Genomic DNA, 12631 nt, shown 5'->3' with positions numbered 1-12631 from the left:
CTCACTCTAGGACGGCGGACGACGCGGCCCGCAGCACCGCGCAAGGAGATCTCTGGCACAGCGTCATGAGCCGTGGCGCCAGGGCACCGTCCGGAACCGCCGGCAGGTGTACGGGGCCGCGCTGCCAGGGCGCTCCCTTACGGCGCGTCGCGGCCCGTATTAGGGTGGCGGCTGCACGCACTCGCGGGAGCCCGGACGACCGGGCTGAGAGGGAGGCTGGCCGGCCTCCGACCGTACGAACCTGATCCGGGTCATGCCGGCGAAGGGAGGGGCTGGACGCCCATGCATCCATTGCATCCATCCGCCACACCACCGCACCCCGACGTGCTGGTCGTCGGGGGCGGCATCATCGGGCTGGTCACCGCCTGGCGGGCGGCCGGCCGCGGGCTGCGGGTCGCGGTGGCGGACCCCGCGCCCGGCGGCGGCGCGGCGTACGTCGCAGCCGGCATGCTGGCCGCGGTCACCGAGCTGCACTACGGCGAGGAGACGCTGCTGGGGCTCAATCTGGCCTCGGCGCGCCGCTATCCGCGCTTCGCACAGGAGCTGGAGGAGGCGAGCGGGCAGCGGATCGGCTACCGGCGGTGCGGCACGCTGGCCGTCGCGCTGGACGCCGACGACCGCGCCCATCTGCGGGAACTGCACGCCCTCCAGGTCCGGTCCGGGCTGGACTCCCAGTGGCTGACCGGACGCGAGTGCCGCCGGCTGGAGCCGATGCTCGCCCCCGGGGTGCGCGGCGGCCTCCGGGTGGACGGTGACCACCAGGTCGATCCGCGTCGGTTGGCGGGCGCCCTGCTGGCCGCCTGCGAGCGGGCCGGGGTGGTCTTCCACCGCAGCTGGGCGGAGCGCCTGACGACCGCCGGCGGGCGCGCCTCGGGCGCCGAACTCGCCGACGGGACACGGCTGGCGGCCGGTCAGGTCGTGCTGGCCGGGGGCAGCCGCAGCGGCCGGCTGGCCGGGGTGCCGGAGGCCGTGCTGCCACCGGTGCGCCCCGTCAAGGGGCAGGTGCTGCGGCTGCGGCTGCCGGACCCGCCGCCGGGCGGCCGGCCGTTCCTCTCCCGCACCGTACGGGCCGTGGTCCGCGGCAACCCCCTCTACCTGGTGCCCCGGGAGAGCGGTGAACTGGTCCTCGGCGCCACCAGCGAGGAGCTGGGCTGGGACACCACGGTCACCGCGGGCGGCGTCTACGAGCTGCTGCGGGACGCCCACGAGCTGATCCCGGGCCTCACCGAGCTGCCGTTGACCGAGAGCCGCGCCGGGCTGCGCCCCGGCTCCCCGGACAACGCGCCGCTGCTCGGGCCGACCGAGCTGCCCGGCCTCCACCTGGCCACCGGCCACTTCCGCAACGGCGTCCTGCTGACGCCGGTCACCGGCGACGTGATGGCCGAGGTGCTGGCCACCGGGACCGTCCCGGAAGAGGCCCGCCCCTTCTCCCCCACGCGTTTCTCCCCCACCGCCCGGGGGGCCGAGCGCACCCGCGCCCCAGAGGAGCAGCCCGTATGAACGCCCCCGGTACCCCCGACGGCCCCGATGCCCCCGAGGGCCGCACGCTGTCCGTCTCCGTCAACGGGGAGGCCCGCCGGATCCCCGGCGGACTGACCCTCGACCGGCTGGTCGCCACGCTGTCCCAGGCCCCGGCCGGGGTGGCCGCCGCGGTCAACGAGACCGTGGTGCCGCGCAGCCAGTGGCCCACCACCGCGCTCGGCGACGGCGACCGCGTCGAGGTGCTGACCGCCGTCCAGGGAGGCTGATCCGCCGACATGACCGACATCGCAGTCGAACGGGGCGCCACCCCCGCGGCGCCCGGCCCGGACCCCGCCGCCGACCCGCTCACCATCGCCGGGACCTCCTTCCGGTCCCGGCTCATCATGGGCACCGGCGGCGCGCCCAGCCTCGACGTCCTGGAGCGCGCGCTGCTGGCCTCCGGCACGGAGCTGACGACGGTCGCCATGCGGCGGCTGGACCCGACCGTGCAGGGCTCGGTGCTGTCCGTCCTGGAGCGGAACGGCATCCGGGTGCTGCCGAACACCGCGGGCTGCTTCACCGCGGGCGAGGCGGTGCTCACCGCCCGGCTCGCCCGGGAGGCGCTCGGCACGGACTGGGTCAAGCTGGAGGTCGTCGCCGACGAGCGGACCCTGCTGCCCGACCCGGTGGAGCTGCTGGACGCCGCCGAGATCCTGGTGGACGACGGTTTCACGGTGCTCCCGTACACCAACGACGACCCCGTGCTGGCCCGGAAGCTGGAGGACGTGGGCTGCGCGGCGATCATGCCGCTCGGCTCGCCGATCGGCTCCGGCCTCGGGATCCGCAATCCGCACAACTTCCAGCTGATCACCGAGCGCGCGGGCGTGCCGGTCGTCCTCGACGCGGGCGCCGGCACCGCCTCGGACGCCGCGCTCGCGATGGAGCTGGGCTGCGCGGCGGTGATGCTGGCGTCGGCGGTGACCCGCGCGCAGGAGCCGGAGCTGATGGCCGCGGCGATGCGGCACGCGGTGGCGGCGGGCCGGCTGGCCCACCGTGCGGGCCGGATCCCGCGCCGCCACTTCGCGCTGGCGTCCTCGCCCACCGAGGGCGTCCCGGAGCTGGACCCGGAGCGGCCGGCGTTCTAGGGCCGACAGGCCCTAAGCCGCGGGGCGGCCGGCGGGCCCGGGGCGGTCCGCCGCCGCCCCGACCAGGTCGGCGAACTCCGGCGGGGCGGCGGTGATCACCTCGTCCAGCAGGCTCCGGGAGGCCAGCAGGGCCTCGATGGAGTCGGTGAGCCGTGCGCGCTCCCGGTGGAGCTCGCCGACCAGCTGCGGACAGGTCGGCACCAGGCGGCCGTCGTCGTCGCGCAGACAGGGCAGCACCTGCGCGATGGTCGCGGTGTTCAGCCCGGAGGTCAGCAGCGTGCGGATGCGGCGGACCTGGGCGATGTCGGCCTCCTCGTAGACGCGGTAGCCGGCCGCGGTCCGCTCGGGGCTGAGCAGCCCCTGCTCCTCGTAGTAGCGCAGCAGCCGCTCGGTGGTACCGGTCCGCCGGGCCAGCTCACCGATCATCAGCAGCGTCGTCATGAGGTCCCCCTTCTGGTGCGGTGTGCCGCGTGACGCACCCTTGGGGAGCGACCACGGCCGGGACCGGATTATTCCGTGCCCGGGGCGCGGGGCCGCCGGCCGCCCCGTGTCACGGTTCCGCTGCGGTAGCCCAGGAGAGTGGCCGGGGCGCCCGGCGTGTCGGCGCGGGCTCGTAGACTCGTCTGCCGTGGATACGACGCTGCAGGACCCGCTCGTGGGCCAGCTGCTCGACGGTCGCTATCGCGTCGAGGGGCGCATCGCCGCCGGGGGCATGGCCACCGTCTACCAGGCCATGGACACCCGGCTGGACCGTGTGCTGGCGCTGAAGGTGATGCACCCCGGCCTGGCCGTGGACGGGGCGTTCGTCGACCGCTTCATCCGGGAGGCCAAGTCCGTCGCCCGGCTCTCGCACCCCAACGTGGTCGGTGTCTTCGACCAGGGCACCGACGGCACCTACGTCTATCTGGCCATGGAGTACGTCGCCGGCTGCACGCTGCGCGACGTGCTGCGCGAGCGGGGCGCCCTGCAGCCGCGGGCCGCCCTGGACATCCTGGAGCCGATCCTGGCCGCGCTGGGGGCCGCGCACCGCGCCGGCCTGGTGCACCGCGACATGAAGCCGGAGAACGTCCTGATCGGCGACGACGGCCGGGTCAAGGTCGCCGACTTCGGCCTGGTGCGCGCCGTGGACACGCACACCACCGCCTCCACCGGCTCGATCCTGGGCACGGTCTCCTACCTCGCCCCCGAGCAGATGGAGCACGGCACCGCGGACGCCCGGGTCGACGTCTACGCCTGCGGTGTGGTGCTCTACGAGATGCTCACCGGCGGCAAGCCGCACACCGGCGGCTCCGCGGCGCAGATCCTCTACAGCCATCTGCACGACGACATCACCCCGCCCTCCGAGCTGGTGCCGGGCCTGGCGCCGGAGCTGGACGAGCTGGTCGCGGCGGCCACCGCCCGCTCCCCGCAGCAGCGCCCACAGGACGCGGTGGCGCTGCTCGCCCGGGCGCGCGCGGTCCGCGCGCGGCTGACCGACGCACAGCTGGACGTCGTCCCGCCGCAGGCCAGGGAGGCGTCCGCGGACGACGAGCGGACGGACGTGATCCCGCGCCCGACCGGCACCCAGCTCGCGCTGCCCGTCGAGGGCGAGGCGGAGCTGAACCGCACCAGCCGGCTGGAGATGCCGCCGGCGGGCGCCGCACCCGAGGACGGCCGGACCACCCGGCTGCGGCCGGCACCGCCGGCGCACAGCGCGCCCCCGGCCGGGGGGCGGCTCCGGCAGCCGCGGATCCTCACCCTCGTGGCGGCCGTGCTGCTGGTCCTGGGCATCGGCACCGGCGTCTGGTACATCAACGTCGGCCAGTTCACCCACGTCCCGGCGGTGCTGGACATGACGCAGGCCAAGGCCCAGAAGGCGCTGCACGACGAGGGGCTGCGGGTGAAGGTCGAGCGCGGCTTCAGCCCCAACGTCCAGCGCGACCACGTGATGGCGACGAAGCCGGAGACGGGCCAGCGGATCCGCGGCAACGGCACGGTCACCCTGGTCGTCTCCCGTGGCCCGGAGAAGGTCACCATCCCCGACCTGGCCGGCACCCCGCTCGCGGACGCCCGGCGCAAGCTGCGCGACCTGGGCCTGGTGCCGGGCACCGAGACCCGGGCGTTCAGCGACGAGGTCGCCAAGGGTTCGGTGATCCGTACGGACCCGGCACCGGGCAGCACCCGGCGGCCGGACACCGCGGTGGCGCTCACCGTCAGCCGGGGCGCGCCGGTGGACGTGCCGAACGTGGTCGGCAAGGGACGCCAGGACGCCGCGGCGGCGCTTCAGCAGGCCGGCTTCCGGGTGCAGTTCGCCGATCAGCCGGTCTTCGCGCCGCAGGACAAGGACACCGTGGCCCGGCAGTCGCCCGGCGCCGGCGGCACCCTGGGCAAGGGCGAGACGGTCACCCTGACGCTCTCCAAGGGCCCGGAGATGGTCGCCGTGCCGGACGTCGGCGGGATGAACACCGCGGACGCCACCAAGGCGCTGACCGACGCCGGCTTCAAGGTCTCGGTGGACCGGCCGTTCCTGTTCCCGCAGGACAGCGTCGCGTCCCAGTCGGTCGCGGCCGGCGACCAGGCGCCCAAGGGCAGCACGATCACGATCCGGCTCAAGGGCGCGCTGTAGGAACCGGGTGGCCCGGGTGCCCCGCGGACGGCCGCGGGGCACCTGGCACCCTGGGAGGGTGAGTACTCCCCTGTCCCCCGAGGGCGCCGCCCTGCGCGCCCGCGCACGCAATCCGGTCGGCGGCCATGTGCCGGTGGCCGGCGGCCTGGCCAAGGTGGGCCTGTCGTACGCCCGGCAGCTCGGCTGCGAGGTCGTCCAGGTCTTCGTCGCCAATCCGCGCGGCTGGGCGACGCCGCCCGGCAACCCCGAGCAGGACGCGGCGTTCCGCGAGCGCTGCGCCCAGGACGACATCCCGGCCTATGTGCACGCGCCGTACCTGATCAACTTCGGGTCGCACACCCCGGCGACGGTCGAGAAGTCCGTGGCGTCGCTGCGCCACTCGCTGCGCCGCGGCCGGGAGATCGGCGCGCTCGGGGTGGTCGTGCACACCGGCTCGGCGACCGGCGGACGCCCGCGGGAGACGGCACTGGCGCAGGTCAGGGAGCAGGTCCGGCCGCTGCTGGACGAGCTGACACGGGACGACGACCCCTGGCTGCTGCTGGAGCCCACGGCCGGCCAGGGCTCCTCGCTGTGCGCGCTGGCGGAGGACCTGGGCCCGTACTTCGACGCGTTGGACCGGCATCCGCGGCTCGGGGTCTGCCTGGACACCTGTCACGCGTTCGCGGCCGGGCACGACATGGCGGCGCCGGGCGGGACGAAGGCGCTGCTGGACGAGTTGGTGGAGGTCACCGGCGAGGGCCGGCTGAAGCTGATCCACGCCAATGACTCCAAGGACGTGGTCGGCGCGCACAAGGACCGGCACGCGAACATCGGCGCCGGCCACATCGGCGCGGAGCCGTTCGCCGCGCTGTTCGCGCATCCCGCGACAGACGGCGTGCCGTTGGTGATCGAGACCCCGGGCGGCGAGGAGGGCCACGCCGCGGACGTGGCGCGGCTGAAGGAACTGCGGCTGCCCTGAACCCGGCACGGGGCCGGGCGGGCCGGGCCCTCAGAGCTCCGGGCCCTCGCCCGGCTCCTCCTGGTAGGAGTAGCGCTGCTCGCGCCAGGGGTCGCCGAGGTTGTGGTAGCCGCGCTCCTCCCAGAAGCCGCGGCGGTCGGCCGTCATGTACTCGATGCCGCGGACCCACTTGGGGCCCTTCCAGGCGTAGAGGTGCGGCACGATCAGCCGGACCGGGAAGCCGTGTTCGGCGGTGAGCAGTTCGCCGGAGCGGTGGGTGGCGAACAGGCAGTCCTGCGCGCCGAAGTCGGTGAGCCGGAGGTTGGAGCTGAAGCCGTACTCGGCCCACACCATCACATGGGTGGCCTCGGGCGCGGGGGGCGCCAGTTCCAGGATCGTGCGGGTCAGCACCCCGCCCCATTCGGCGCCCAGCATGCTGAACTTGGTGACGCAGTGCATGTCGGCGACGACGGTGGTGTACGGAAGGGCCGTGAACTCCTCGTGGGTCCAGCAGTGCTTGGCACCGTCGGCGGTGGCGCCGAAGACCCGGAACTCCCAGCGCTCGGGCCGGAACTTCGGGACCGGTCCGTAGTGCGTCACCGGCCAGCCCCTCTGGAGCCGCTGTCCCGGAGGCAGCACAGGCTCCTCGTCGCGACTTTCCGGCTGGCCCATGCCCCCATGGTGTCAGACCGTACGGGGTGCCGATGACCAGGGCGGGATGGAATCGGGCAACTCGTACTAAGTGTGAACTTACTGGACGGCTCGCTCGGGGCGGTGCGAGGATGCGCGGCACCTGCCCAGAACTCGCGTGAAAGGGGCCCGCAGCCATGCAGGGCGACCCCGAGGTCATCGAATTCCTCAACGAGCAGCTGACCGCGGAGCTGACCGCGATCAACCAGTACTTCCTGCACGCGAAGATGCAGGAGAACTTCGGCTGGTACAAGCTCGCCAAGTACACCCGCTCCGAGTCCTTCGACGAGATGAAACACGCGGAGACGCTGACCGACCGCATCCTCTTCCTCGATGCGCTGCCGAACTACCAGCGGCTGTTCCACGTCCGGGTCGGCCAGACCGTCACCGAGATGTTCCAGGCCGACCGGCAGGTCGAGGTGGAGGCGATCGACCGGCTCAAGCGCGGCACCGAGATCATGCGCGCCAAGGGGGACGTCACCTCGGCCAACATCTTCGAGGACATCCTGGCGGACGAGGAGCACCACATCGACTACCTCGACACCCAGCTGGAGCTGGTCGAGAAGCTCGGGGAGGCGCTCTACCTCGCCCAGGTGATCGAGCAGCCCAGCTGACGGCCCGGCGCGATGCACATCGACGGGGCGCCCCAGGGGGCTACGCGGCCGCCCGGAGGCCCGCGGGCGCCGGTGCGGCCACCTCCGCGGCCAGCGGCCCGGAAGGCGCGGCCGGCACCTCGGGCGCCGGACTCCACGGCTCGGACTCCGACCGCAGCGCGTCGGGGGCGCCGCTGTCGATCAGCTCGCGACGGGGGCACGCACCGCGGCCCAGCAGCGCCTGGATGCGCCGGACGCAGCTGCCGCAGTCGGTACCGGCCTTGCACGCGGAGGCGACCTGACGGGGCGTACAGGCGCCCCGGTCCGCGTGCTCGCGGACCTGCTGCTCGGTGATGCCGAAGCAGGAGCAGACGTACACGCGGGTTCACCTCCGTAAGGGCGCCTCGGACGATCCCGGTGATCGACAGTGAGGTAACCCTTACCTTACCCGTGACGGCGGGCGCGCAACAATGCGCGGCAACGCAGTGGGGCGCGGATCACAGGATCCGCGCCCCACACGTTGTTCGGCAACCGTCACTGGTCGCGGTACATCTCCGCCACCAGGAAGGCCAGGTCCAGCGACTGGCTGCGGTTGAGCCGCGGGTCGCAGGCCGTCTCGTAGCGCTGGTGCAGGTCGTCGACGAAGATCTCGTCGCCGCCGCCCACGCACTCGGTGACGTCGTCACCGGTCAGCTCGACGTGGATGCCGCCCGGGTGCGTGCCGAGGGCCTTGTGGACCTCGAAGAAGCCCTTGACCTCGTCCAGCACGTCGTCGAAGCGACGGGTCTTGTGACCCGAGGCCGCCTCGAAGGTGTTGCCGTGCATCGGGTCGCAGATCCACACGACCTGCGCGCCGGAGGCGGTGACCTTCTCCACCAGGTCGGGCAGCTTCTCGCGGATCTTGTCCGCGCCCATCCTGGTGATGAAGGTCAGGCGGCCCGGCTCGCGGTCCGGGTCGAGCCGGTCGATCAGGGTGAGCGCGTCCTCCACGGTGGACGTGGGGCCGAGCTTGACGCCGATCGGGTTGCGGACCCGGGAGGCGAACTCGATGTGCGCGCCGTCCAGTTGACGGGTGCGCTCGCCGATCCAGACCATGTGGCCCGAGACGTCGTAGAGGTTCCCGGTGCGGGAGTCCACACGGGTCAGCGCCGACTCGTAGTCCAGGATCAGCGCCTCGTGCGAGGAGTAGAACTCCACGGTCCGGAACTCCTCCGGGTCCACCCCGCAGGCGTTCATGAAGTTCAGCGCCCGGTCGATCTCGCGCGCCAGCGCCTCGTACCGCTGGCCGGAGGGCGAGGACTTCACGAAGTCCTGGTTCCAGGCGTGCACCTGGCGCAGGTCGGCGTAGCCACCGGTGGTGAAGGCGCGGACGAGGTTCAGCGTCGCCGCGGAGGCGTGGTACATCCGCTTGAGCCGCTGCGGGTCCGGGATGCGGGCCGCCTCGGTGAACTCGAAGCCGTTGACGGAGTCGCCGCGGTAGGTCGGCAGGGTCACCCCGTCACGGGTCTCGGTCGGCTTGGAGCGCGGCTTGCTGTACTGGCCGGCGATCCGACCGACCTTGACCACCGGGACGGACCCGGCGTAGGTCAGCACGGCGCCCATCTGGAGGAGCGTCTTGAGCTTGTTGCGGATGTGCTCGGCGGAGACGGCGTCGAACGCCTCCGCGCAGTCGCCGCCCTGAAGCAGGAACGCCTCACCTCGGGCGACCGCGCCCAGGCGCTCGCGCAGCTGGTCGCACTCGCCCGCGAAGACGAGCGGCGGATAGGACTCAAGCTCCGCGATCACATCGCGCAGAGCCTCTTGGTCCGGCCAGTCAGGCTGCTGCGCCGCGGGCAGGTCTCGCCAGGTGTTGCCACCGGCGTGGGATTCAGCGTTCACGGTCACACCCCCACATTACGGGGTCCGGGAGCCGTGTCCGTCCGCCATCCGGACTGTGAGACGCCGCGTGGTCGACGATCCGGTAGGGTGCCGGCCATGCAGACGCGACCGACCGTGAACATGGACTGGTGGTGGACCGCCCAGCCGGCGGCCCACTGATTCGCGTACGCATCCCACAGACCGCGAAGGCCGCCCGAGGGGCGGCCTTCGGTGTTCCCACGGCCGTTCCCTCCGCACCGGAAGCTCTCCCGGAAGGAACCGCCCATGCACCTCGCGCCCCAGACCCCACCCGACGCCGCCGCGCTGGTCCAGCGGCTGCTCGACCCCGCCTGCCCGCCGTTCGCCCTGCTCCGCCGCCGCGCCCCCGGCCGGGACGGGGGCACCGTCGAGGTGCTGATCGGCGAGGTGACCGAGGTCGAGCGGCTGGCCGACATCCCGCTCGGCGAGGGCGTGCCGGACGCGCCGGTCACCGACGCGCTGGCCCTGGTCCCGTTCCGGCAGATCCGCGAGCGCGGCTTCCGGGCGCACGACGACGGCACCCCGCTGGCCGTGCTGCGCCCGGCCGAGTGCCACAAGCTGCCACTGGACGCGCTGCTGACGGCGCTCCCGGCGCACGACGTCCGGGTGGACGGCGGGGCCTTCGACGTCACCGACGCGGCCTACGCGGAGATCGTCGACCGGGTGGTGCGGGAGGAGATCGGCACCGGCGAGGGCGCCAACTTCGTCATCCGCCGGACCTTCGAAGGCACGATCACCGACTTCTCGGCGGCCGACGCGCTGGCGCTGTTCCGACGGCTGCTGGCCGGCGAGCGCGGGGCGTACTGGACCTTCGTGGTGCACCGGCCCGGCGTGCGCACGCTGGTCGGCGCCAGCCCGGAGGTGCACGTCCGGATGACAGGTGAGAGCCGCGAGCGCGAAGCGCTCTCGGTTGTGGGTGGTGGAGGGCGACGGGTGGGCGGCACCGTCGTGATGAACCCGATCAGCGGGACCTACCGCTACCCGACCGAGGGCCCCACCGCGGAGAGCCTGCTGGCGTTCCTCGGCGACCGCAAGGAGGTCGAGGAGCTGTCGATGGTGGTCGACGAGGAACTGAAGATGATGTGCACCGTCGGCGACCAGGGCGGGGTGGTCGTCGGGCCGCGGCTCAAGGAGATGGCGCACCTCGCGCACACCGAGTACGAGCTGCGCGGCCGCTCCACCCTGGACGTGCGGGAGGTCCTCAAGAAGACGATGTTCGCGGCGACGGTCACCGGGTCGCCGGTGCAGAACGCCTGCCGGGTGATCGAGCGGCACGAGCCGGTCGGCCCGGACGGCCGTGGGCGGGGCTACTACGCCGGCGCGCTGGCGCTGATCGGCCGGGACGCGACCGGGGCGCAGACGCTGGACTCCCCGATCCTGATCCGCACCGCGGACATCGACGGCGGGGACGCGCGGGGGCGGCTGCGGGTGCCGGTCGGCGCCACCCTGGTCCGCGCCTCCGACCCGGCCGGCGAGGTCGCCGAGACACACGCCAAGGCGGCCGGCGTGCTCACCGCGCTGGGGGTCCGGCCGGCGCCCGTACGGGCCGCGGCCGGGCCGGCGCCGCGGCTGGCCGACGACCCGCGGGTGCGGGCCGCGCTGGACGCCCGCCGGGCCGACCTGGCGCCGTTCTGGCTGCGGATGCAGACCACCGCCGGGGACGGCGCGCCGTCGACCGGGCTGCGCGGCCACGCCCTGGTGGTCGACGCCGAGGACACCTTCACCGCGATGCTGGCGCACCTGCTGCGCACCTCGGGGCTGACGGTGACGGTCCGCCGCTACGACGAGCCGGGGCTGCGCGCGGCGGCCCTGGCGCACCAGGGTCCGGTGGTGCTGGGCCCGGGGCCGGGCAACCCGTCCGACATCGCCGACCCCAAGATGCGGTTCCTGCGGTCCCTGACCTCCGACCTGGTGGCGGGTCACCGCCACGGGCCCACCCGTCGCCCGACCACCGCCCCTCATCGAGACCCTTCGGGTCACGGTCTTCTCGGGGTCTGCCTCGGCCACGAACTGCTCGCCGCGGAGCTGGGGTTGGAGATCGTCCGCAAGGAGGTCCCGTTCCAGGGCGCGCAGGAGCGGATCGACTTCTTCGGCCGGCCCGAGACGGTGGGCTTCTACAACACCTTCACGGCCCGCTGCGACGACCGGACGGCGGCCGAACTGGCCATGCACCGCATCGAGTTGAGCCGGGACGAGGCCAGCGGCGAGGTGCACGCGCTGCGCGGCCCGGGCTTCGCGGGGGTGCAGTTCCACCCCGAGTCGGTGCTGACCCTGGACGGCGCGGCGGTCACCGCACAGCTGCTGGCAGCTGTCCTCGTGTGACCAGCAGGTGTGCGCTGGTGCGGCCGGCCAGGTGGTCCTCCACGTTGGCCACGGTGGTCCGGATGATCTGGCCGACCGCTTCCTCGGTGAAGTACGCCTGGTGCGAGGTGACCAGCACGTTCGCGAAGGTCATCAGCCGGGCCAGGGTGTCGTCGCCGACCACGTCCAGGGACTTGTCGTAGAAGAACAACCCGGCCTCCTCCTCGTAGACGTCCAGGCCGACGCCGGTGAGCCGGCGGGCCTTGAGCGTCTCGACCAGGGCCGCGGTGTCGATCAGCCCGCCGCGGCTGGAGTTGACCAGGATCGCGTCGTCCTTCATGGCGGCCAGCGCGGCGGCGTCGACCAGGTGTCGGGTGTCCTCGGTCAGCGGGACGTGCAGGCTGATCAGGTCCGCCTCGGCGAACAGCCGCTCCCGGGGGACGTAGCGCATGCCCAGCGCCGCGCACTCCGGGTTCTCGACGAGGTCCCACCCCAGCAGCTGCATCCCGAAGCCGTGGGCGATCCGGGCGAAGGCGGTGCCGATCTTGCCGGTGCCGAGCACCCCGGCCGTCCGGCCGTGCAGATCGCGGCCCATCAGGCCGTCCAGCCGGAAGTCGAAGTTGCGGGTGCGGTTGGCGGCGGGCACCAGCCGCCGGTTCACCGCCAGCGCCAGCAGCCACGCGAACTCCGCGACCGCGTACGGGGAGTACGCGGAGACCCGGCCGATGGTCAGGGCCAGATCGGCCGCGGCCTCCAGGTCGATGTTGTTGAAGCCGGTGGAGCGCTGGGCGACCATCTTGGTGCCGCCGGCCGCGAGGGTCTGCAGCACCTCGGCGCTCAGGTCGTCGTTGACGCTGGTGGAGACGACCTCGTAGCCGTGCGCGATGGGGGCGGTGTCGCGGTCGAGGAAGACGTCCAGGCAACGCACCTGGTGGCGGCCCGCGAACGCCTGCTCCAGGAGCGGCCGCTCGTCCGCCTGCACGCCGAATGCGACGATCTCCAC

The 12631-nt window shown here is 73.4% G+C and carries 12 protein-coding genes and 1 riboswitch; of the genes, 7 read left to right on the top strand and 5 right to left on the bottom strand.

The genetic code is table 11. The features are described from left to right. Window positions 1–173: 173 nt before the first annotated feature. Window positions 174–285, top strand: a riboswitch (TPP riboswitch). From thiO to MOV08_RS29790, 3 genes are all read left to right on the top strand, one after another. Further along, on the top strand, window positions 283–1500 hold the full coding sequence (thiO, locus tag MOV08_RS29800; protein WP_275309548.1) for a glycine oxidase ThiO: 1218 nt from the start codon (window positions 283–285) through the stop codon (window positions 1498–1500). (Overlaps the previous riboswitch by 3 nt.) Further along, on the top strand, window positions 1497–1748 hold the full coding sequence (gene thiS / locus MOV08_RS29795; protein ID WP_189858281.1) for a sulfur carrier protein ThiS: 252 nt from the start codon (window positions 1497–1499) through the stop codon (window positions 1746–1748). Before thiO ends, thiS begins: the two co-directional genes overlap by 4 nt. 9 nt (window positions 1749–1757) lie before the next feature. Beyond that, on the top strand, window positions 1758–2606 hold the full coding sequence (locus MOV08_RS29790; protein WP_073445139.1) for a thiazole synthase: 849 nt from the start codon (window positions 1758–1760) through the stop codon (window positions 2604–2606). Window positions 2607–2618: 12 nt separating this feature from the next. On the opposite strand, the gene MOV08_RS29785 is transcribed toward MOV08_RS29790, so the two are convergent. Continuing rightward, on the bottom strand, window positions 2619–3047 hold the full coding sequence (locus tag MOV08_RS29785; RefSeq protein ID WP_174717905.1) for a MerR family transcriptional regulator: 429 nt from the start codon (window positions 3045–3047) through the stop codon (window positions 2619–2621). Window positions 3048–3234: 187 nt separating this feature from the next. Here MOV08_RS29785 and pknB point away from each other — a divergent pair, with 187 nt between their 5' ends. Both pknB and MOV08_RS29775 read left to right on the top strand, forming a co-directional pair. Next, window positions 3235–5211 carry a Stk1 family PASTA domain-containing Ser/Thr kinase gene (pknB, locus tag MOV08_RS29780; protein ID WP_275309547.1) on the top strand — a complete coding sequence of 659 codons (1977 nt, stop codon included), beginning with the start codon at window positions 3235–3237 and terminating at the stop codon, window positions 5209–5211. Between the two features lie 58 nt (window positions 5212–5269). Continuing rightward, window positions 5270–6169 (top strand): deoxyribonuclease IV, encoded by a 900-nt coding sequence (locus MOV08_RS29775; protein WP_052286945.1) that lies wholly within the window; start codon window positions 5270–5272, stop codon window positions 6167–6169. Window positions 6170–6199: 30 nt separating this feature from the next. Here MOV08_RS29775 and MOV08_RS29770 read toward each other — a convergent pair whose 3' ends face one another. Then, a complete protein-coding gene (locus MOV08_RS29770; RefSeq protein WP_067352541.1) occupies window positions 6200–6820 on the bottom strand; it encodes a sulfite oxidase-like oxidoreductase in 621 nt (206 codons plus the stop codon). 155 nt (window positions 6821–6975) lie between these two features. Here MOV08_RS29770 and bfr point away from each other — a divergent pair, with 155 nt between their 5' ends. Then, complete coding sequence (bfr, locus tag MOV08_RS29765; RefSeq protein ID WP_275309546.1) at window positions 6976–7452, top strand: bacterioferritin; 477 nt, start codon at window positions 6976–6978, stop codon at window positions 7450–7452. 40 nt (window positions 7453–7492) lie between these two features. On the opposite strand, the gene MOV08_RS29760 is transcribed toward bfr, so the two are convergent. Continuing rightward, on the bottom strand, window positions 7493–7810 hold the full coding sequence (locus MOV08_RS29760) for a (2Fe-2S)-binding protein (protein ID WP_039637321.1): 318 nt from the start codon (window positions 7808–7810) through the stop codon (window positions 7493–7495). Between the two features lie 155 nt (window positions 7811–7965). Then, window positions 7966–9315, bottom strand: a complete 1350-nt coding sequence (locus MOV08_RS29755; RefSeq protein WP_039637319.1) for a class II 3-deoxy-7-phosphoheptulonate synthase — start codon at window positions 9313–9315, stop codon at window positions 7966–7968. A gap of 258 nt (window positions 9316–9573) precedes the next feature. On the opposite strand from MOV08_RS29755, the gene MOV08_RS29750 reads away from it, so the two are divergent. Next, window positions 9574–11649, top strand: coding sequence for an anthranilate synthase family protein (locus MOV08_RS29750; RefSeq protein WP_275309545.1), 2076 nt, complete (start codon window positions 9574–9576; stop codon window positions 11647–11649). Here MOV08_RS29750 and MOV08_RS29745 read toward each other — a convergent pair. Beyond that, window positions 11615–12631: a 2-hydroxyacid dehydrogenase gene (locus tag MOV08_RS29745; protein ID WP_039637315.1), complete on the bottom strand. Its 1017-nt coding sequence runs from the start codon at window positions 12629–12631 to the stop codon at window positions 11615–11617. The genes MOV08_RS29750 and MOV08_RS29745 overlap by 35 nt on opposite strands.

This window comes from Streptomyces yunnanensis (genome assembly GCF_029011865.1).
In the GTDB taxonomy this organism is placed as follows: domain Bacteria; phylum Actinomycetota; class Actinomycetes; order Streptomycetales; family Streptomycetaceae; genus Streptomyces; species Streptomyces yunnanensis.
The sequence above is the reverse complement of the archived record's forward strand: the minus strand, read 5'-3'. Positions and strand labels throughout refer to the sequence as shown.